Genomic DNA, 19983 nt, shown 5'->3' on the forward strand with positions numbered 1-19983 from the left:
GTGCCGGAAGGCTCGCCCGCGCGTGTGTCGCTCGGCCGTGCCGATCGGTTCATTTCGCGCCCAGCCGCGCCAGCAGTGCCATCGCCGCGGCCGGATTGCGGTGCTTGGCGGCGCTGATGAAGAAGATGAACACGTCGCGCCGTTGCTCGGGGCCATTGCAAGCCAGCACCGGCAGGTCGGCGGGCGTGCCGCCCTGCGCCCAGGTATGCGCGCGGCCGGCCCACGCAGCCAGCTCGTCGGCGGGGTAGCCCGTGTCGACCGCGTCGCGCGAGCGCATCAGCCGTGCGTAGACGAAGTCGGCGGTGACGTCGCCCAGGTTCGGGTGCTCGGGAGAGTCGGTGTAGACGATCGCCATGCCGTGGCGGCGCGCAAGCTCGACGTAGGCGGCATCGACGAACTCCGGATCGCGAACATCCAGGACGTGCCGGAGTGTGCGGTCGCCAACCGTCTTGGGCAGCGTGGAAACGAACGCTTCCAGAGTGGCGTGTCGCAGTGGTGGGCCGCCATCGAACTGCCACAGGATCGGCCCCAGGCGGTCGCCCAGTTCGGCGATGCCCTCGATGAAGCCGTCGACCTGCCCGCCCACCTTCGAAAGGTCGCGCGCCTTGACGATGCGCATCGGGGCCTTGGCACTGAACACGAAGCCGTCGGGTACCTCGTCGCGCCAACGCGCGTAGGTCGCCCGCGACTGGCTGCGGTAATAGGTGCCGTTGATCTCGATCGCGGTGAGGTGGCGGCTGGCATGTTCCAGCTCGCGGCGCTGGACCAGCCCCTCGGGGTAGAACGCGCCGCCGCGCCAAGGCGCATAGGTCCAGCCGCCGACGCCGACTCGGATCGTCCCGGACGGTTCGCCGGCACTCACGCCGTGCCAGCCCCGTCGCCGGCGGGCGGTGCCCACGGGTCGTACGTGCCGAACCACCACAGGTGTCCCTCGATGTCGCGGCAGGCATAGCCGCGGCCGCCGTAGTCCTGGTCGGCGATGTCGAGCACGATCTCCGCGCCGGCGGCCTTGGCGGTGGCGCAATGCGCGTCGGCATCGCCCACGACCACGCAGCAGCTCTGGGTGGCGCGGCCGCCGATCTCGTCGGGCTGGGCCGAGAACCGGCCCCAGTCGCTGGCCACGTCGGCCGAGCCGAGCATGATCATGCCCGTGCCGTGCACCAGCTGGGCGTGGTGCACCACGTCCTCGTCGGCGTAGACCGCGTGGCGGCGGAAGCCGAACGCGCTGCACAGCCAGTCGATGGCGAGGTGCGCATCGCGGTAGCGCAGGGTCGGGATCACGGTGCTGCCGGTGGGCGTGGCCATGGTGGGGCTCCGGTGCGGGCAGGGCGGCAGGATAGCGCCGGCGGGTTAAGCGACCGTGGCGCTATCCTGCGGTCCCCACGCCAGGAGCGATGCCATGCCCACGTACCAGGGACGCTGCCACTGCGGCGGAATCGTGTTCGAAGTCGACGGCGAGATTGACCAGGCCATCGACTGCAACTGCTCGATGTGCAGCAAGCGCGGCGGACTGTTGTGGTTCGCCCCGCGCGAGGCGCTGCGACTGTCGACGCCGGAAGCGGGCCTGTCGACCTACCGCTTCAACACGATGAAGATTGCCCACCATTTCTGCCCGACCTGCGGCATCGCGCCGTTCGGCGAAGGCGTCTGCCCCGACGGGGCGTCGATGGCGGCGGTCAACGTGCGCTGCCTGGAGGGCGTGGATATCGCAGCGCTCAAGATCGTGCAGGTGGACGGCAGCAGGTTCTGACCCCGGACGCGGGCCGCTTGCCCTTGTAGGAGCGGCTTCAGCCGCGACCGCCATCGCGCGCACCGCGGATTGATTCGGAACCTTTGTAGGAGCGACGTGAGTCGCGACCGCGGAACACGCGTGCGTCGCAACCGTGTTCCGGTCTCGACTTATGTCGCTCCTGCCAGACTTCGAAGTCCCGATCGCGGCTGAAGCCGCTCCTACACAAGGCGGCCAGCGGGCGTGCGGTCACACGCCCGCGTCGGCGGTCACTTGATTGGTTCGTCCAGCATCAGCTGGCGCACGTAGCGCACCGGTGGGGCGCCGTGGGACAGCACGGCATCGTGGTACGCCTTGAGGTTGAACGCGTCGCCGTCGCGGGCCTCGACCGCCTTGCGCATGTCGAAGTGCTCCTGCGCGCCGACGAAATACGTCGGCAGCTGCGCCGAGGTCAGCTGCGCGCGCACCCATTTGCCGGCGGCCTCGCGCTCCTGCTGGAAGGTCTGGTTGACCATCAGGTCCATGGCCTGCTCCCGCGTCCAGTTGTCGACGTGGATGCCCTGGTCGAGGATCGCGTTCGACACGCTGCGCAGGTAGAACTTCAGCTGCACCAGCCGGAAAAGCGGGTCGCTATCGTAGTAGCCGGCGTCGGCCATCACGTCCTCGGTGTACACGGCCCAGCCTTCGGCGAACGGACCCGAGCGGAGTACCGCGCGCAGCGTCGACGGGTGGTCGGCCGAGTGCGCGCCTTCCAGGTAGTGGCCCGGCATCGCCTCGTGGATCGACAGCAGGTGGATCATCCGCGTGTTGTATTCGCGCAGGAACGAATCGACCTGCTCGTCGGTCCAGTCGTCGGGGATCGGCGACACCGCGTAGAAGGTGTCCAGCCCCTTGTCGAGCGGGCCCGGCGAGTCGCAGTACGCCACCGCCACGCCCTGCTGGAACTCGGGCATCAGGATGATCTTCACCGGGTCGTCGGGCAAGGTGACCAGGTCCTTCTCGCGCACGAAGTCGGTGGCGACCCTGGTGGTTTCCGTCGCCAGCTCGACCACGTCCTCGCGCGCGGGGCGGTCGGCGTAGGCCAGCTCGAGCGCGGCCTCGATCGCGCGCTGCTGCTGATCGCCACTGGGCGCGTCGGGCAACTCCGGTGCGTCCTCGCGGTCGGCCAGCACCGTGCGGGCGATGCCGTACATCTCCTCGCGCACGCGCTCGATCTCCGCCGTCGCGCGCTGCTTGATCTCCTCGCGCGACAGCGAGGCGTTGAGCGAGAACTGCAGCTTCTGGTCGTACAGCGCCTGGCCGATGCGGAACTCGCCGTTGGCATTGGGCACCAGCGTGTCGTCCAGCCACGCCTGGTGCTCGGCCACGGCCTCGCGCAGGGTGGCCACGGCGGCATCCAAGCGTTCGCGGTCGGCGCCCTGCAGCTGGTCGGCGGCCGGCATCACCAGCTGGTCGATGAGGCTGAGCACGCCAGCGTTCTGTTTGGCGACGGTTTCGGCGTGGATCTTCGGCACGCGCGCCGGGTCGATGTTCTCGCGCATCTGGGCGAACACCTGGGGGATCTTCTCCATGCGCGCGGCGGCGGCATTCAGGCGCTCGGGCATCGGCGCGAACTCGCGCGCCATCAGGTTGTAGATCGCGCCGCCGGCCAGGCCGGTGTACGCCTGCGGGTCCCACGCCCACGACTGCAACGTCTCGGCATTCCAGATCTCGCCGCGCAGCTGGTTGCGCAGGATGGCGGCGTCGACCTGGTTCTCGCGCGACAGCGTGGCCACGTCGATGGCCTCGAGCTCGGCCAGCATCTCCTTGCTGAAATCCAGGGCCTTCTGGCGGCCGGCGGCGCTGAGGTCGTCGACCTGGTCGTCGAAGCGGTGGTCGCCGATCTGCGTGGCCGCGACCGGATTCAGCGCCAGCCAGCCGTCCAGCCAGCGCTGGGCCAGTTCGGCGAAGCGGGCATCGGCCTGGGCGTCGGACTTCGATTCGGGCTGCGAGGCGGTGGTGTCGGCCAGTGGCGGCGACTGCGGCTGGCAGGCCGACAGCGACAGCGTGGCGGTGAGAAGAGCGGCGGCTAGCAGGCTGGGGCGCATGGACGGTTCCCGGGTGGAGTGGGGCGGCCACGGCCGCCTGGGCGGTCGAGCATAGCGAGCGGGCAACGGTGGGCGTAAGTGGCGTAAGGGTGTCGATTGCCCCCGCATCGTTGGGCAAGGGCCGGGCCTACACAGCCGTCATTCCCGCGCAGGCGGGAATCCATGGACTTCAGCCTTCGGCTGCAGAGTTAAGTGGGAGACGCAGAGCCAACGTCCATGGATTCCCGCCTTCGCGGGAATGACGGCATTGGGCGGGAATGACGATCCTGTTGGGTCACGGCCTAACCGGTCAGCCGATGCGGATGCGAGTAGACGTTCAGCGCCTCGCCGCGCGCGAACGCCGCCAGCGTCAGGCCCGCGGCGTCCGCGGTGCGGATCGCCAGGTCAGTCGGCGCGGAAATCGCCACCAACAGCCCGATACCGCAGGTCGCGGCCTTGTGCACCATCTCGTACGACGCGCGCGAGGTGATCAGCAGGACCCCCGTCGACGGGTCGGTACCTGCGCGCGCCAGCGCGCCGGCCAACTTGTCCAGCGCGTTGTGGCGACCGACGTCCTCGCGCACCACCAGCGTGCCCGCGCCAGGGTCGAAGAAGCCGGCGGCATGCACGCCACCGCTGACGTCGTTGAGCGGTTGCCGCGCGGCCAGCAGGTCGAGCGCTGTTGCCACGTCGCGCCGGACGAAGCGCGCGGTCGCGCCGACCACGGGTGGAGGCCACATCGCCGTCTCGATCGATTCGACCCCGCACAGCCCGCAACCGCTGCGGCCGGCCAGCCCTCGCCGCCGCGCATCCAGCGCGTCGAACCGGGCCTGCGGAATGGCGCCATGCAGCGCAATGCCGTCGGCGTGGTGCACGGTGTCGACCAGACTGAACTCGCTCGCATGACCCACCACGCCCTCGCCCAGCGCGAAGCCGAGCGCGAAGTCGTCCAGGTCGGCGGGGGTGGCCATCATCACCGCGTGCGGCTGGCCGTTGTAGAGCAGCGCGATGGCGGTCTCGGCGATGACCGCGTCGGTGTCGCTGCGGGCGGGCGCGTCGCCGTCGAAGCGGAGGCGTTGGACCGGAACCAGTCCGGGGTTATCGACGGCGTCGCTCAGCGGTTCGCGCACAAGCGCTTGCCCTTCTGGGTCAGCCACAGCGTCAGGCGCTCGCCGTCGCGGCTGGTGGTGACCAGGTCCAGGCCGTCGAAACGCGGGTCGTTGCCGAGTGCCGACAGCAGCCGCTGCAACTCGCTCAGGCCCATGTCCAGCTTGCGCGCGACGCGGTGGATCGACTGCCCGTCCTCCCCGGCCAGCAGGCGAAGCAATCGCAGTCCGGGCTCGTCGGGCTTGCCGATGGAGGTCACGGAGGCGATCGGGGCGTCGGTGCGGTCGGCTTCGCTCATGCGGGGCTCGGGCTGGGCTCGTAAGGTTTCTGGGTGGCCGTGTGGCGCGCCAGGCGCACCGGGATGGACTTGGACGTCGGGGTGCGGGCGCGCTCGGCATGGCTGTCGAGCGGCACCAGCGGGTTGGTTTCCGGAAAGTAACTTGCCAGGCAGCCGCGGGGAAGGTCGTAGGCCACCAGCAGGAAGCCGCGCACCGTGCGCTCGCCGTCGTGCCAGACCGAGGTGATGTCCACCCGCTCGCCATCGGCCAGCCCCAATGCCGCCAGGTCGTCGGCGTTGGCGAAACACACCCGTCGCTCGCCGTGCACGCCGCGGTAGCGGTCGTCCAGGCCGTAGACGGTGGTGTTGTACTGCTCGTGCGAGCGGATCGTGGTCAGCTGGAACGGCGCGGCATCTCCAGGGGGCGTCGCCCCGTTATCGGCGCCGGCGGCCGCCGCTGAAGCCGCCCCGTCGACCAAGGGGTGCACGAAGAAGCCGGCACGCCCGGACGATGTGGGAAATTCGAGGTGCCGCGCCGGATGCCGCAGGTGGAAGCCGCCGGGGACGCGCACGCGCGCATTGAAGTCGGCGAAGCCCTCGACCACCTGCGCAATGCGCTCGCGGATGCGGTCGTAGTCCTCCACCAGCCAGCGCCACGGCGTGCGGCTGCGGGGCAGGGTGGCCGCGGCCAGCCGGGCAACGATCGCCGGTTCCGACAGCAACGCGTCGGACGCGGGCGGGTTCATGCCGGCCGACAGGTGGACCATGCTCATCGAGTCCTCCACCGTCACCGCCTGCGGGCCGCCGGCCTGCACGTCGATCTCGGTGCGACCCAGGCACGGCAGGATCAGCGCCTCGCGCCCGTGCACCAGGTGGCTGCGGTTGGGCTTGGTGCTGACGTGGACGGTGAGGTCGCACCGGCGCAGCGCCGCATGGGTCTGCGTGCTGTCGGGCGTGGCGGCGGCGAAGTTGCCGCCCATGGCGAAGAACACTTTGGCGCGACCGTCGCGCATCGCCTCGATCGCGGCGATCGTGTCGAACCCGTCCGCGCGCGGCGGCGTGAATTCGAACACCTCGCCCAGCCGGTCCAGGAACGCCGGGTCAGGCTTCTCGTAGATGCCCATCGTGCGGTCGCCCTGCACGTTGGAGTGGCCGCGCACCGGGCACGGTCCCGCGCCCGGGCGGCCGATGTTGCCGCGCAGCAGCAACAGGTTCATCAGCATCTGGATGGTGGCCACGCTGCGGCGGTGCTGGGTGATGCCCATGCCCCAGCAGATGATGGTCGCCGGGCTGTCGATGTAGACCCGTGCGGCGTGTTCCAGTTGATCGCGCGACAGGCCCGACTCGCGTTCCAGGTCGACCCATCGCGCCGCGCGCAGGGCATCGGCCAGCGCCTCGAAGCCGGTCGTGCAGGTGGAGATGAAGTCGCGATCGACCGCGTCGCGCTCCACCACCACCTTCGCCAGCGCGGTCGCCACCGCCAGGTCGCCGCCGATGCGCGGCTGGAAGTAGTCCGACGCGATCCGCGTGCTGCCGCCCAGCAGTTCGGCCGGCACCTTGGGGTCGGCAAATCGCTCCAGCCCGCGTTCGCGCAGCGGGTTGAAGGCGAGGATCGGGCAGCCGCGCCGCGCGGCACTGCGCAATTCGGTGAGCATGCGCGGGTGGTTGGTGCCGGGGTTCTGCCCGAACACGAAGATCGCGCCGGCCTGCTCGAAATCCTCCAGCGTCACCGAACCCTTGCCGCTGCCGATCTGCTCACCCAGCGCGACGCCTGACGGCTCGTGGCACATGTTCGAGCAGTCCGGCAGGTTGTTGGTGCCGAACTCGCGGACGAACAGCTGGTAGAGGAACGCGGCCTCGTTGGAGGTGCGCCCGGAGGTGTAGAAGACGGCCTCGTCGGGCGAGGGCAATGCGCTGAGCGCTGCGGCGATGCGCCCGAACGCCGCGTCCCAGCCGATGGGGACGTAGCGGTCCGTCGCCGCGTCATACGCCATGGGCTCGGTCAGCCGGCCCTGGGCCTCGAGCGCATGGTCGTCCCACGTCGCCAGCTCGGACACGGCATGCGCGGCGAAGAACTCGGCGGTGACGCGCTTGGACGTCGCCTCGTTGGCGACGGCCTTGACGCCGTTCTCGCAGAACTCGAACGAGGAGTGGCCGTTCCGGTCCGGCCAAGCGCACCCCGGGCAGTCGAAACCGCGGGGCTGGTTGGTCGACAACAGCGTCTGCGCCCCGCGCACCAGCACGTGCTGCTCGCGCAGGGCATGCCAACTGCTCTTGAGCGCGTCGGCGCCGCCGGCCGGCTTGTCGTAACGCTCGACGTGCGGCGTGTCGCGGGGCTTGGACGGGACGTCGGGCATGGCGGGCCGGCGGTGGAGGGCCCGGGCATCTTAGCCCCGCCCGGCATCACGGCATGCCGTCAGTCCTCGTCTTCGTCGGACTCGAATTCCACCAGCACGCCCAGGTCGAACGCCAGCGCTTCCACGGCCTGCCGGACCTTGTTGGCGGTGGACTGGTTGGGGGCCTCGATCTCCAGCGTGTGGGTGTCGTCGCCGTTGAGGTCGCTCAGGCCCGCCGAGCTGGAATCGGCGTCGTCCATGTGCGGCATCAGGTCGCTGATTTCCTCGACGTGTTCGATGCCGTCGATGCTGTTGAGCAGGTTGCCGATGGCGCGTGCCTGGTCGTCGTCGCCGGTGATGCGGATGCGGAGCTGGGGCATGTCGGAGCCTGTCGCGGTGGGGGACTGCAGGCTAGGCAGCGCGAAGCTAAAAACGCGTGATGGCGATGCGCTGGATTGCCATCCGTGGAGTACCTTTGCGGCATGGAACCGACCCCCGGAAAGCCCGCTCCCGACGTGCCCGCCGCGCCCCGCGTCACCCTGCGCCCACTGGAACGCGGCGACCTGCATTTCGTCCACGTGCTCAACAACAACCGCAGCGTGATGGGTTACTGGTTCGAAGAGCCGTACGAGTCGTTCGTCGAACTGGAGGAGCTGTACCGCAAGCACATCCACGACCAGTCCGAGCGCCGGTTCATCGTGGAAGACGCGGGCGGTGAGCGGGTCGGGCTGGTCGAGCTGGTGGAGATCGACCACCTGCACCGGCGCGCCGAGTTCCTCATCATGATCTCGCCCGAGCACCAGGGCCGGGGCTTCGCCACTGCCGCCACGCACCGCGCCATCAACTACGCGTTCCGCGTGCTCAACCTCTACAAGCTCTACCTGCTGGTGGACGTCGACAACGCCCGCGCGATCCGCATCTACGAGCGCGCGGGATTCCAGCGCGAGGGCCTGCTGGACGACGAATACTTCAGCGACGGCCGGTACCGCAGCGTGATCCGCATGGCGTTGTTCCAGCACCAGACGCTGGGCAGCGACGAGGGGCGGCGCGACGCGTAGGCTACGAGGGCGCAGGACGGGTGCGCCCGCCGACCAGCGAGCCCCTGCGCCGTCATCCCGGCGAAAGCCGGGATCCAGTGGCGGACCCGAAGATGGATCCCGGCTTTCGCCGGGATGACGGGGCTGGGAGTGGCGGGTCGACGGAATGACGGCGCGATTGCGGGCGGACGATCAGCCCGCGTCTTCGCCCTCTTCCACCTCACGCACCGGCACCGGCACGTTGCACAGGTCGATGTGGCCGGCGGGCGTCTTGTAGAACTCGTCGCGGCGGTTGCGGCGGGCCTCGACCAGTTCATCGAAAAGCGGCGTGTCGGTGCGCATCACTTCCAGCGCGGTGCGGTCGGCTTCGGGTACCTCGGCGGCCAGGCGGATGGCCTTGATGGGGGTGCGCTCGGCCTCGGTCTCGTAGAAGCCCAGCGGGCCGGTGCCGCGCGGCAGCGCCGACAGTCGCTCGATGCCCTGCAGCACGCGCCCGACCAGCGTGATGTTGCGGTCCAGCTGGCGCGGCGACTGCCCGGTCACGACGTACAGCTCGGTGCCGTTGCTGGAGTCGGCCTCCATGCCGCGCCCCGCGCCGACCATGCCGTAGCAGTGCGCCAGCCATGCGGTGCCGGCGTCGGGGTGGCGCGCCGCCGGGAATCCTTCAACGAAGCCGACCTGCGGCGCCCAGCCGTCCGGGTCCGGCAGGCGGTGGAAGTCGAGCCCCGACGCCTGGCGTACGAACTCGGCCGGCAGCTTCTCCCGGGCCTCGCCCAGCGGTTTGCGGTCGGCGTCGTCCTCGGCCGGGTCGCCCCATTGCACGACGAAGTTGTCGTGCGAGCGGTTGATGCTCATCCCGTCCCAGTAGTGCCCGCGTGCGAGCGTGCGGATGTTGGCGACGTGCTCGGGCGCAAAGCCCGGGGCCAGCTCGATCACCACGCGCCCGCTTTCCAACTCCAGGTACAGGATGTCCTCGGCCGCCGGCGTGCGCCAATCGGTGGCGGCGCTGGCCTTGATGATCTCGTCCATGCTGCGCGCCTGCACCGGGCGGGACGTGGCCTCTGCGGCCGGAGACTGCGCGGCGGCCGGCGCCGCGATGGCGAGCGCCACGGCGAGGGCGGTGAGGAAATGGCGGCGGGCAAGGGCGGTCGGGATCGGCACGGGCGGTGGCTCCAGTCGAAGATCGGCCGATTCTGGCGCAGCACGGCGCGCTTGTCCGGTCTGTCGCGTGGACCGCTGCGCCGGGCGGCTTCGGGCACCACCCGCGCACCCTGCCATCCCGCGTTGCCCGGGATGACGCCGCCAGTTGCCAGACAGCACCTGCGGGACGCCCGGCTCAGTCGTCCTTGTCGTCCCGCCCTGATCCGGACTTCTTTCCGCCGCCGTCCTGTTTGTTGACTGTCGCCCAGGCGATGCGCTCGGCATCTTCCTTGGACCGGCCGGATTCGCGTTCGCTCTCCTCGATGTGCTCGGCCTGCCGCTTCTGCTTGTCGGTGTAGCTGGATTTGTCGCCGCGTGACATGGCGTGCTCCCGCGCCGCGAAGGGAGGGCGGCGCGGGGGCGATTGCATCGCGGCCGGGGTAAAGCCGCGGTCAAGCGCGTGCGAAGGGGTGACTAATGGCAGTCGCGGTATAGCGGACTCAACACTAGTGTGGAGTCCAAGTTACCGGAGTGCCACGTCGCCCCGCCATGAACGAGCCCGACCCCCAACTGCGCAAGTTCCAGAAAGAGCTCAGCACCGGCACGGTCTCCCTGGCCCTGCTGGCCGTCCTGGCCGCGGCGGGGGAGCCGATGTACGGCTACCAGATCGCCAAGCGGCTGGAGCGCGATGGCGAAGGCGTGCTGAGTGGCAAGCAGAGCGCGCTGTACCCGGTGCTGCGCAACCTGCAGGCGGCCGGGCTGCTGGACAGCCATGTCGAGCCCTCCGTGTCCGGCCCGCCCCGCCGCTACTACCGCATCACCGATGCCGGCCACCGCGCGCTGCGCGACTGGGCCGCCGCGTGGCGCGCCACCCGCGATTCCGTCGATTCCGTGCTGGAAGGACTCATCCCATGACACCGCTGCCCACCACCATCCCGCAGTACCTGGACCAGCTGCGCCGCGCACTCGCCGGCGCCGACCCGGCACTTGTTCAGGACGCGCTGTACGACGCCGAGGAATACCTGCGCTCGGAACTGGCCGAGCAGTCGGGCAGGACCGAAGCCGAAGTGATCGCCTCGGTGGCCTCCAGCTACGGCGCGCCCGAGGAAGTCGCCGAGATCTACCGCGATACCGAAACCCGGGTGCAGACCGCGCTGCGTCCGCCGTCGGCGCCGCGTCGTCGCTCGCTGCTCGGCCGCTTTTTCGGCGTGGCTGTCGAACCGCGCGCGTATGCCGCGCTGTTCTACATGCTGCTGTCGCTGGCGACCGGTATCTTCTACTTCACCTGGGTGGTGACCGGTGTGTCGCTGTCTGCGGGTCTGGCCGTGCTGATCATCGGCATCCCGTTCGCGGTGCTCTTCATCGGCTCGGTGCGGGTGCTGTCGCTGGTGGAGGGCCGCCTGGTGGAAGTGATGCTGGGCGAGCGCATGCCGCGGCGGCCGCTGTACGCCCAGCGCGGTAAGCCATGGCTGGCGCGCATCGGCGAGATGTTCACCGACCCGCGCACGTGGGGAACGCTGCTCTACATGCTGGCCATGCTGCCCCTGGGCGTGGCGTACTTCACCGTCGCCACGACCCTGCTGGTCACTGCCGCGGTACTGGTCGCGCTGCCGTTCCTGGTGCTGTTCGGCGATGTCGAGACGCACGTCGACCTCGACGGCGCGTGGTGGCTGATCGACGAGGCTGGCCGCACCACGATGAATGGCTGGGAGCTGGCGCTGGCGTTCGTGGTCGGCGTGCTGCTGGTGTTCCTGACCCTGCATATCGCACGCGGCATCGGCGTGCTTCACGGACAACTGGCCAAGCACCTGCTGGTGAAGTCGGCGCAGCACGACTGACGCGACTGGGCTGCAAGGCCGAGAAACACAACGGCCGGCCCTGCAATGCGGGCCGGCCGTAGGTTTGGGGCGAATGTTTTGGGATCAGAAGTCGAAGATCTCGCCCAGCAGGCTCTTCTTCTTGCGGTACTTGTAGTCGCCCTTGTAGTGGTCGCCCCGGTAGCCCGGGTGCTGCTGGTGGTGCGACGGGTGCGGGGCGTGCTGCACTGGCGGCGGTGCATGCGCGGCGGGCGCCGGAGCAGGCGCGACCTCGGCCGAGGAGCGCTCGATGATCTTGTCCAGCTCGCCGCGGTCCAGCCACACGCCGCGGCACTGGGGGCAGTAGTCAGTCTCGATGCTCTGGCGGTCGGTCATCGACAGCGGGACATCACAGGCGGGGCACTTCATCGGCGGCTCCAGTCAGGACGGAGCCGTTGATCTCGGGGCAATCGCTTCGGCTTTCAACGTGCCCGGCGCTTCTTCACCGGTTGCGGCGGCGAGGCAGGCGCCGGCTCGGCGTACCGGGCGATGAAGTCGCGCACCTTCGGGTACACCTGCGTGCGCCAGCGACGGCCGCTGAAGATGCCGTAGTGGCCGGCGCCTTCGACTTCCAGGTGCTGCTGGTCGTCGGACGGGATGCCCGTGCACAGGCGGTGCGCGGCGCGCGTCTGGCCCTGGCCGGAGATGTCGTCGAGCTCCCCTTCGATGGTGAGCAGCGCGGTGCCGGTGATCTTCGAGGGGTCCACCGTCTCGCCCGCCACCTTCCACTCGCCGCGGGGCAGCAGGTGCTGCTGGAATACGACGCGGATGGTGTCGAGGTAATACTCGGCCGGCATGTCCAGCACGGCGTTGTACTCGTCGTAGAACTGGCGGTGGGACTCGGCGTCCTCGAGGTCGCCGGCGACCAGGTGCTGGTAGAAGTCCCAGTGCGACTGCGCATGGCGCTCGGGGTTCATCGCCATGAAGCCGCCGTGCTGCAGGAAGCCCGGGTACACCCGGCGCCCGCGGCCGGGGTAGTTGGCCGGCACCTGGTGGATCACGTTGTGTTCGAACCACCACAGCGGCCGGTGCACGGCCAGGTCGTTGACCTGCGTGGGGCTTTCGCGGGTGTCGATCGGCCCGCCCATCATCACCAGCGAGCGCGGCGTGGCCTCCCCGCGCGCCGCCATCAGCGACACCGCCGCCAGCACGGGGACGGTCGGCTGGCACACGCTGATGACGTGCAGGTTCTCCGCGCCGATGGTGCGGATGAATTCCTCGATGTAGGCCACGTAGTCGTCGAGCGTGAAGCCGCCCTCGCTGGCCGGCACCATGCGCGCATCGATCCAGTCGGTGACGTAGACCTTGTGGTCGCGCAGCAGCGTGCGCACCGTGTCGCGCAGCAGGGTGGCGTGGTGGCCCGACAGCGGCGCGACCACCAGCACCGGTGGGTCGTCCTTCAACTCGGCAATGTGGCCGGCGTCGTCGGCATAGCGCTTGAAGCGCAGCAGCCGGCAGAACGGCTTGCGCAGCATCTCGCGCTCGATCACCGGGTAGGTGCGGCCGTCGTGCTCCAGCGAGTGGATGCCGAACTCGGGCTTCTCGTAGTCCTTGCCGATCCGGTACAGCAGCTCGTAGCCCGCGGCCACGCGCGTGGCGCCGGGCACGGTGGACAGCCAGCTGCCGGACGCGCCGAACATCTTGGCGCCGGCATCGGCCCAGTAGGTCATCGGCGCCATCCATGCGCGGCCAAGCTCATGCATCTGGTAAAGCAGCATCGCGGGTCACCGGGTTGTCGTGGGCGGCGCGCAAAGCGCCATGCTGCGTTGCAGCATACCGCAGGGTGTGGGGCGGGACGTGAACCGGGGAGGAGGCCGTTGCGGCTCTGATGAAGGCGCCCCGGCGCCAGACAAGGAAAACGAAGCGTTCCCCCGTAGGAGCGACGTAAGTCGCGATCAATTCACCACGCCCGCGACGTATGTTTGTGCCGTGTGTAGGAGCGGCTTCAGCCGCGATCGGGGTGCGGCGCGGGTTTCATGAGGCGGTTTTCGCGGCTGAAGCCGCTCCTACAGTGGGGCGGTGGTGCCAGTTGGGCGGTGGGGTGGGTGTCCTGCATCGAGGATCCCGGTCGCGACTTACGTCGCTCCTACAACGGCGCGTAACGGCGGTTCAGGCGCCCGGCACCTCGAGGGCCACGGCATCGTCGCGCAGCGCAGGCGACAGCCAGAGGTGCGAGCCCAGCGGCGCAAACCCGGCGGCCGCAAAGCGCTCGCGATAGAAACGCGCCGGCCGCCGCTTGAAGCCGTGGGTGTCGCCCTCGATGCCGTCCTCGCGGGTGAAGGTTTCAAGGAACGCTACGCCGCCGCACAGTTCGGCCAGCCCGGGCAGTCCGCGGTCGATCTCGCGCGCGTCCAGGTAATGCAGCACGTCGCTGCACACCAGCAGGTCGACAGGGGGGCAGGGGCGCAGCATCGCGAAGTCGCCGAACGAGGCGAGTCGCAGCTGACGGCGCGCTCCGAAGCGCTCGATCGCATAAGCGCTGCTGTCGAAGCCCAGGTAATCGACACGCGGGCGCAACTTGCGCAGCGGCGCGCGCCACGCGCCTTCGCCGCAACCGACATCCAGCACGCTGCGGATGGGCCGCTCCAGGTGGTACTCGGCCGTCGCCACCGCCAGCGCGACCTTGCGCGCCAGCCGCGCGCTGCCGCCGATCGCCGCCGACTTCAGTGCGGGATCGCGGTACCAGCGTTCGAAGTAGGCGTGGTCGTAGTGCTTGCTCATCGGGTGTCGGACGGGTGGGGCGTGGCATCCTAGCGCGTCGCATCGATGCCGCCGCATCGTCGCCGAGCCATCCATGCCATCCCCGGGGAGCACCGCATGAACGCCTATATCTGGACCAAAACCGCGCACCTGGTGTTTGTCATCGCGTGGATGGCGGCGGTGTTCTACCTGCCGCGCCTGCTGGTGAACCTGGCCGAGGCCGGCGACGTCGCGCCGGTGCGTGAGCGCCTGCTGCTGATGGGACGGCGGCTGTACGGCTTCGGCCACAGCATGTTCGGATTGGCGTTCGCGTTGGGCCTGGTGCTGTGGCTGTACTTCGGGATGGCGGGCGGCTGGCTGCACGCCAAGCTCGCGCTGGTCGCGGTGATGCTGGCGTACTACATCGTCGCCGGCCGCTGGCTCAAGGGCGTGGCGGCGGGAACGAAGATCCTGCCGTCGTCGCGCGCGCTGCGCTGGTTCAACGAACTGCCGGTGCTGCTGATGGTCGGCATCATCTGGCTGGTGTTGGCCAAGCCGTTCTGACGTTTGCGTCACTCTCTCTGTAGGAGCGGCTTCAGCCGCGATCGGATGCAGCGTCACGCGCCGGCACTCGGATCGCGGCTGAAGCCGCTCCTACAGAAGGGCGCTATCAGCGCGCCTTGAAATCAGCCGGGTCCGGCAGTTCCACCGGCACGCCCTGCGCGTTGCACAGCCCGCGCTCGCACAGGGCGTCGCGCAGGCGTGGAGTGGCCTGCACCATCAGGTGGAAGAGCGCGTTCTGTTCGATGCTGCCGCGCACCGCGGCGCTGCCCGGGCCGCGTGCCCACACACCGACGTCGTCGCCGCCGTGGCTCTCGCTGGCCAGTGGGACGAGTGCTTCCTGCATGTAGTCGGGGTGGCGGGTGTCGACGTCCGTGAGCTCCGGTCGGCCGGTGGCTGGTTTGAAGCCCTTGCCCGGGTGCAGGAAACGCTTCGGGCCCGCCGATTGGCTGGCGCTCGCACCGGTGTTGCCCGGCCCGTTGGCGTAGCCAAGCGTGGTGTACGGGCGGCCGGTGGCGTCGAGTGCGTACTCGCCGGCCGGCGCGTCCTCGTCGGCAAAGCCGCGCACCTTGTCCAGGATCGGATTGCCGCGTGCCGGGTAGCCGGCGAACGTCAGCGTGTGCGAGTGGTCCGCGGTCACCATCACCAGCGTGTCGTCGGCGCTGGTCAGCTCCACCGCGGCCTGCACCGCGTCGCTCAATGCCATGGTGTCGACCAGTGCGCGATGGGCGTTGCCGTAGTGGTGCGCGTGGTCGATCCGTGCGGCCTCGACGAGCAGCACGTAACCCTGCGTGGACTGCACCTGAAGCCGCTCGATCGTCGCGCGCGTCATGTCCGCCAGGCTGGGCTCGCCGCCGGCGTCGCCGGCGCGGTCGTGCTCGAAGCGCATGTGGTCGGGTTCGAACAGCGCCAGCAGCGGGGCATCCATGGGTGCCGCCGACAGTTGCGCGGCATTCCAGGCGTAGGTGCCGGTGGGGTGGGCGCGCTGCCATTCGGCGACCAGGTCGCGGCCGTCATTGCGCTTGCCGGATTGCCGCGGGTATTCAGGGTCGGGCTGCGTGACCGGCAGGAAGTTGTGGCGGCCGCCGCCCATCAGCACGTCAGCGCCGCGGCCCAGCGCCGGGTCGACCAGCTGCGACGCGATGTCGCGGCAGCCTGCCTCGCGGGCCGTGGCCGGGGTTTCGTTGTCGCGCTCCCAGTTGCGGTCGGGCGAATGGGCGAACGTCGCCGCCGGCGTGGCGTGGGTCAGGCGCGCGGTGGTGACCACGCCGGTGCGCAGGCCGCTGGCGGCGGCCAGTTCCCACAGCGACAGCAGGGCGTGGTCGCGGCCACCGGCGCAGTCCCCGCGCAGCGGTGCCTGGCCGACGCTGATCACGCCCGCGCGCGCCTTGGCACCGGTCGCCATCGCGGTCATCGTGCCGGCCGAATCGGGCGTTTGCAGGTCGGTGTTGTAGGTGCGGCTGAGCGCGGTGGCGGGGAAGTGCTCCCATGACAGCCGATGCTCCTCGCCCGGCTGCCCCGCGCGCTGCCCCGCCAGGATGCGCGCGGCGGCGACGGTGGTCAGGCTCATGCCGTCGCCGACGAACAGGATCACGTTGCGTGCGTTGCCGGCCATCGCCCCGCGTTCGGCGGCCTGTGCCGCGCCGGCGCGGAACCACCACGCGGCCGTCTCGCCTTCGGGGCGATTGATCGCCGGCACGGCCACGGCCCACGAATCGGCGGGCGCTTCTGGGCGGGCACCCGGCGACGTGGTGCAGGCCGACACCAGCAACGTGGCTAGGGCGGCGAGGCAGGTGGGGCGGAGCAGGGGCATCGGCAGCAACCATCGGACAACGGGACGCGCGATTATGCCGATCCATCGTTGCCGTCATGGGACGCTGACGGCCGGCGCGTGGCCTCGTACGCGGCCACCGGCTTCGGTACTGTGCGGCCTTCCTACCGATTCCGCGGCCCCGCCGGCCGCCCGAGGTCCGGCATGCACCTGGTCGCCGCATGGTTCCGCATCCCCTTCTGGCAGCGCGTGCTCGCCGGCTTCGTGCTGGGCGCGCTGGCCGGCTGGGCAATGGGGCCGGCGGCCGAGACGTGGTTCGGGCCGATTGGCACGGTCTACGTCACGCTGATCAAGATGATCGCGGTGCCGCTGGTGTTCTTCGCGGTGATGAATGCCGTGGCCTCGCTACACGGGCAGAAGTCGGTGGCCGCGCTGGGCGGGCGCACCTTCGTGTGGTTCGCCGCTACCGCCGCGCTGGCCGTGGCGGTCGGGCTGGGCGTGGGCTGGTGGCTGCAGCCCGGCCTGGGCCTGGGCGGGCTGGCAATGGCGCCGGACTACACGGTGCGCGAGATCCCCTCGCCGGTGCAGGTGGTGCTCGACATCGTGCCGGGCAACCCGTTCCAAGCGCTGGCCGAAGGCAAGATCCTGCAGGTGATCGTGTTCGCCGGCCTGGTCGGTTTCGCACTCGTAAAGCTGGGCGAGAAGACCGCCGGGCTGCGCAAGCTGGTGGGCGAGGGCAGCGAGGTGATGATCCAGGTCACCCGCTTCGTGCTCGAGTTCACCCCGCTGGGGACGTTCGGCCTGATCGCCGCGCTGGTGGGCAGCTACGGCTTCGAGCGGTTGCTGCCGCTGGGCACGTTCGTGTTCGCGCTGTACCTGGCTTGCGCCCTCCACATCGTCGTGGTTTACGGTGGCCTGATCGCCGCGCACGGGCTCAACCCGCTGAAGTTCTTCCGCGGCGCCGCGCCCGGCATGCAGGTAGCGTTCGTGAGTTCGTCGAGCTTCGCCTCGATGCCGGTGGCGATGCGCGCGGTCACGCACAACCTGGGCGTCGACAAGGACTATGCGGCGTTCGCCGTGCCGCTGGGCGCCAGCATCAAGATGGACGGCTGCGGGGCGATCTTCCCGGCGCTGACCTCGATCTTCGTCGCCCAGTACTTCGGGTTGCAACTCGAGCCGACGCAGTACCTGATCATCCTGCTGGCGTCGGTGCTGGGCAGCTTCGGCACCGCCGGCGTGCCGGGCACCGCGATCGTCATGGTGACGCTGGTGCTGAGTGCGGCGGGCCTGCCGCTGGAAGGCATCGGCTACCTGGTCGCGATCGACCGCGTGCTCGACATGATGCGCACGATGACCAACGTCACGGGCCAGATGCTGGTGCCCGTGCTGGTCGCGCGCGAAACCGGCCTGCTGGACGAGGCGCGGTACAACGCGGCGTCGAGCAATGTCGGGCTGGCACCGGACGAGGTCGCGGTGGAGGGCGGGGCCAGGCCCGAGTAGCGCCGGCCGTCGCGCCGGCGGCGCGGCTAGGCTCGCGAGTAGCGCCAGCTGACCATGCGTCCATCCCGGTACGGCATCACGCCGTGGAACGGCCGCGGGTCGTCGTCGAACACCATCGGCAGGAAGTGGCGGTCGCCTTCCCACATGGGGAGGTCGTCGAGCCGATCGACCGGGACCCATTCCAGCGTGCCTTCGGGGTTGCGCTCGAAAGGCGTGCCGGCAAAGCGCGTCACCACGAAGATGAAACCCAGCCAGTCCTCGCCGTGCTTGCCGAAGCCGGGCCAGCTGACGGTGCCGCGCAGGACCAGTTCCTCGCAGTCGATGCCGGCTTCCTCATGGATCTCGCGGCGCATGCCGGCCAGCACGTCCTCGTCGGGTTCGATCTTGCCGCCCAGGCCGTTGTACTTGCCCAGCTGGTGGTCGTCCGGCCGCGCGTTGCGGTGGACCATCAGCACCTGGGTGCGGTCAGGCGACAGCACGAAGCCCAGGGTGGCGACGATCGGGGTGTAGGGCATCAGTCGCGGGCCTCGCGCTGCTTTGCGAGGGCGGCATCGAACGCGGCCTCGGCCTTGTCGGCGTAAGCCGCGCATGAGACCGGTGCCGGGTGCGGATTGCCGGTGTCGGCCGGGGTCCATCCCACGCCCCCGGGGTGCGGGGCGATCAGGATGTCGCAGGGCAGGGCGCGCACGCGGGCGAAGCCGCGCCGGTAGTCCTCAACGATGCCCGGGTAGCGCGGGTTGTCCACCAGCCGGTAGTCGGGCGCGCTGAGGCTGTCGGCATAGGCAATGGCCACCGGCCGGCCGTCACGCCTGTCGGTCCACGTCCAGCTCAGCGAACCGGGCGTGTGCGCGGGCGTGAAGTGGGCGGTGAACGCGACGCCGCCCAGCTCGATCGTCTCGCCGTCCTGCACCAGGCGGTCCGCGGTCACTGGCGGGAAAAGGATTTTGTCTCCGTAGTGGATGTCGGCGCTACCGCCGCGCGCGAGCAGGGCGGCGGACTCGGCATTACTGACCAGGGTGGCGCCGGTGGCACGGCGCAGCGCGGCCAACGGACCCGCATGATCGGCGTGGGCGTGGCTGTGGAGCATCAGCCGGACATCCCTGGGCGCAATACCGAGCGACTGCAGGTGCTGCAGCAGCAGCGGCGCGGCCTGCGGCATGCCGCCATCGATCAGCACCGCGCCGGCCTCGGTCTTCACCAGCAGTGCCGAGAGGCCCTCCGTGCCGATGTACCAGGTGCGCTCGGCGACCTGGAACGGTTGCACGGGGCGGCGCCAGCTCTCCGGCACTTCATAGGCCTGTGTCTGGGGCAGCACGGATTGGGCGGCAAGCGGAAGCGGAAGCAGCAGCGCGGCGAGCAGCGCATACGGCCGGTGACAGCGATGGTCGGGCATGGGGGCGTTTCGGGCGTCACGCGCGTCTGGGCGCGCGGGGCGACAAGGGTGCCATTTGCGCGGCGGGCTGCCCAGCCGCGCTTCGTTGAACGCCGTCCGGGTTCAGGTGTTCGGCGCACGTGCCCGGCGGCCCGCCAGTCGCGCGCCCAGCCAGGCCATCGGCAGCGGCAGCAGCACGCCGCTGGCCAGCATCCAGGTTGGGTGCGGGATCATCGTGTAGTTGAGGACGACGCCCAGCAGCACCATGCCCCCGACGACCGTTGCGGCCGTGCGCAGGCGGGGACGCGCGAGCCGGGCCGCCAGCCAGCCGCCCAGCAGCGCCGCCAGCGCATAGCCGGCAATCACGCAGGCCATGGCGGCGACCGGCGCGGCGTTGATGAAGTCCGCCAGCACCGCGGGGTCGGTGAGGTCGGTACCCGGCGGCGGCGGGTACAGCGCTGCGCTGAGCAGTTGCGACAGCATGATCACCAGCCACCCCACCGCGATGCCGGCGAACGTGCCAACCACCGCCCTTAAGTCCTGTCGCATGCG

21 protein-coding genes and 1 pseudogene are annotated in these 19983 nt (G+C 70.0%); 6 read left to right on the plus strand and 16 right to left on the minus strand.

Annotated elements, in window-relative coordinates; genetic code table 11:
• Positions 1-49: 49 nt before the first annotated feature.
• Together K6753_RS12515 and K6753_RS12520 are read right to left on the minus strand one after the other, a co-directional pair.
• Positions 50-862 (minus strand): DUF72 domain-containing protein, encoded by an 813-nt coding sequence (locus tag K6753_RS12515; protein WP_223676796.1) that lies wholly within the window; start codon positions 860-862, stop codon positions 50-52.
• Positions 859-1305 (minus strand): VOC family protein, encoded by a 447-nt coding sequence (locus tag K6753_RS12520; RefSeq protein ID WP_223676797.1) that lies wholly within the window; start codon positions 1303-1305, stop codon positions 859-861. Before K6753_RS12520 ends, K6753_RS12515 begins: the two co-directional genes overlap by 4 nt.
• Positions 1306-1399: 94 nt before the next feature.
• Here K6753_RS12520 and K6753_RS12525 point away from each other — a divergent pair, with 94 nt between their 5' ends.
• Entirely contained in the window at positions 1400-1750 is a 351-nt protein-coding gene (locus tag K6753_RS12525) for a GFA family protein (RefSeq protein WP_223676798.1), read from the plus strand.
• 248 nt (positions 1751-1998) lie between these two features.
• On the opposite strand, the gene K6753_RS12530 is transcribed toward K6753_RS12525, so the two are convergent.
• From K6753_RS12530 to K6753_RS12550, 5 genes are all read right to left on the minus strand, one after another.
• Positions 1999-3816, minus strand: a complete 1818-nt coding sequence (locus tag K6753_RS12530) for a DUF885 domain-containing protein (RefSeq protein WP_223676799.1) — start codon at positions 3814-3816, stop codon at positions 1999-2001.
• 281 nt (positions 3817-4097) lie between these two features.
• Positions 4098-4925, minus strand: a complete 828-nt coding sequence (gene fdhD / locus K6753_RS12535; RefSeq protein WP_223676800.1) for a formate dehydrogenase accessory sulfurtransferase FdhD — start codon at positions 4923-4925, stop codon at positions 4098-4100.
• The gene (locus K6753_RS12540; RefSeq protein ID WP_223676801.1) at positions 4910-5200 is read right to left on the minus strand and encodes a helix-turn-helix domain-containing protein; all 291 of its coding nucleotides are present in this window, start codon (positions 5198-5200) and stop codon (positions 4910-4912) included. The genes fdhD and K6753_RS12540 overlap by 16 nt, the downstream gene beginning before the upstream one ends.
• Entirely contained in the window at positions 5197-7536 is a 2340-nt protein-coding gene (locus K6753_RS12545; protein ID WP_223676802.1) for an FdhF/YdeP family oxidoreductase, read from the minus strand. The genes K6753_RS12540 and K6753_RS12545 overlap by 4 nt, the downstream gene beginning before the upstream one ends.
• A gap of 59 nt (positions 7537-7595) precedes the next feature.
• On the minus strand, positions 7596-7895 hold the full coding sequence (locus K6753_RS12550) for a hypothetical protein (RefSeq protein ID WP_223676803.1): 300 nt from the start codon (positions 7893-7895) through the stop codon (positions 7596-7598).
• 102 nt (positions 7896-7997) lie between these two features.
• On the opposite strand from K6753_RS12550, the gene speG reads away from it, so the two are divergent.
• The gene (gene speG / locus K6753_RS12555) at positions 7998-8573 is read left to right on the plus strand and encodes a spermidine N1-acetyltransferase (protein ID WP_223676804.1); all 576 of its coding nucleotides are present in this window, start codon (positions 7998-8000) and stop codon (positions 8571-8573) included.
• Between the two features lie 171 nt (positions 8574-8744).
• Here the strand turns inward: speG and K6753_RS12560 are convergent, their stop codons facing one another.
• Both K6753_RS12560 and K6753_RS12565 read right to left on the minus strand, forming a co-directional pair.
• Positions 8745-9713 (minus strand): peptidylprolyl isomerase, encoded by a 969-nt coding sequence (locus K6753_RS12560; protein WP_223676805.1) that lies wholly within the window; start codon positions 9711-9713, stop codon positions 8745-8747.
• Between the two features lie 193 nt (positions 9714-9906).
• Positions 9907-10074, minus strand: a pseudogene (locus K6753_RS12565) (HupB); the annotation flags it as partial.
• 167 nt (positions 10075-10241) lie between these two features.
• On the opposite strand from K6753_RS12565, the gene K6753_RS12570 reads away from it, so the two are divergent.
• Both K6753_RS12570 and K6753_RS12575 read left to right on the plus strand, forming a co-directional pair.
• Positions 10242-10607 (plus strand): PadR family transcriptional regulator, encoded by a 366-nt coding sequence (locus tag K6753_RS12570; RefSeq protein ID WP_223676806.1) that lies wholly within the window; start codon positions 10242-10244, stop codon positions 10605-10607.
• A complete protein-coding gene (locus K6753_RS12575) occupies positions 10604-11530 on the plus strand; it encodes a sensor domain-containing protein (RefSeq protein ID WP_223676807.1) in 927 nt (308 codons plus the stop codon). The genes K6753_RS12570 and K6753_RS12575 overlap by 4 nt, the downstream gene beginning before the upstream one ends.
• Positions 11531-11614: 84 nt before the next feature.
• On the opposite strand, the gene K6753_RS12580 is transcribed toward K6753_RS12575, so the two are convergent.
• The 3 genes from K6753_RS12580 to K6753_RS12590 all read right to left on the minus strand — a co-directional run bounded on the left by K6753_RS12580 (position 11615) and on the right by K6753_RS12590 (position 14269).
• Entirely contained in the window at positions 11615-11917 is a 303-nt protein-coding gene (locus K6753_RS12580) for a TFIIB-type zinc ribbon-containing protein (RefSeq protein ID WP_223676808.1), read from the minus strand.
• Positions 11918-11970: 53 nt separating this feature from the next.
• Positions 11971-13263 carry a polyhydroxyalkanoate depolymerase gene (locus K6753_RS12585; protein ID WP_223676895.1) on the minus strand — a complete coding sequence of 431 codons (1293 nt, stop codon included), beginning with the start codon at positions 13261-13263 and terminating at the stop codon, positions 11971-11973.
• A gap of 394 nt (positions 13264-13657) precedes the next feature.
• Positions 13658-14269 carry a class I SAM-dependent DNA methyltransferase gene (locus tag K6753_RS12590; protein ID WP_223676809.1) on the minus strand — a complete coding sequence of 204 codons (612 nt, stop codon included), beginning with the start codon at positions 14267-14269 and terminating at the stop codon, positions 13658-13660.
• A gap of 96 nt (positions 14270-14365) precedes the next feature.
• On the opposite strand from K6753_RS12590, the gene K6753_RS12595 reads away from it, so the two are divergent.
• Positions 14366-14791 carry a CopD family protein gene (locus K6753_RS12595; protein WP_223676810.1) on the plus strand — a complete coding sequence of 142 codons (426 nt, stop codon included), beginning with the start codon at positions 14366-14368 and terminating at the stop codon, positions 14789-14791.
• A 106-nt stretch (positions 14792-14897) separates the two neighbouring features.
• Here the strand turns inward: K6753_RS12595 and K6753_RS12600 are convergent, their stop codons facing one another.
• On the minus strand, positions 14898-16601 hold the full coding sequence (locus K6753_RS12600) for an alkaline phosphatase (protein ID WP_223676811.1): 1704 nt from the start codon (positions 16599-16601) through the stop codon (positions 14898-14900).
• A gap of 162 nt (positions 16602-16763) precedes the next feature.
• On the opposite strand from K6753_RS12600, the gene K6753_RS12605 reads away from it, so the two are divergent.
• A complete protein-coding gene (locus tag K6753_RS12605) occupies positions 16764-18059 on the plus strand; it encodes a dicarboxylate/amino acid:cation symporter (RefSeq protein ID WP_223676812.1) in 1296 nt (431 codons plus the stop codon).
• 26 nt (positions 18060-18085) lie between these two features.
• On the opposite strand, the gene K6753_RS12610 is transcribed toward K6753_RS12605, so the two are convergent.
• The 3 genes from K6753_RS12610 to K6753_RS12620 all read right to left on the minus strand — a co-directional run bounded on the left by K6753_RS12610 (position 18086) and on the right by K6753_RS12620 (position 19959).
• Positions 18086-18574, minus strand: coding sequence for an NUDIX hydrolase (locus K6753_RS12610; RefSeq protein ID WP_223676813.1), 489 nt, complete (start codon positions 18572-18574; stop codon positions 18086-18088).
• Complete coding sequence (gene bla, locus K6753_RS12615) at positions 18574-19452, minus strand: subclass B3 metallo-beta-lactamase (RefSeq protein WP_223676814.1); 879 nt, start codon at positions 19450-19452, stop codon at positions 18574-18576. The genes K6753_RS12610 and bla overlap by 1 nt, the downstream gene beginning before the upstream one ends.
• Positions 19453-19554: 102 nt before the next feature.
• Complete coding sequence (locus K6753_RS12620; protein WP_223676815.1) at positions 19555-19959, minus strand: hypothetical protein; 405 nt, start codon at positions 19957-19959, stop codon at positions 19555-19557.
• Positions 19960-19983: the final 24 nt, after the last annotated feature.

This window comes from Novilysobacter selenitireducens (assembly GCF_020026895.1).
Lineage (GTDB): Bacteria > Pseudomonadota > Gammaproteobacteria > Xanthomonadales > Xanthomonadaceae > Lysobacter_C > Lysobacter_C selenitireducens.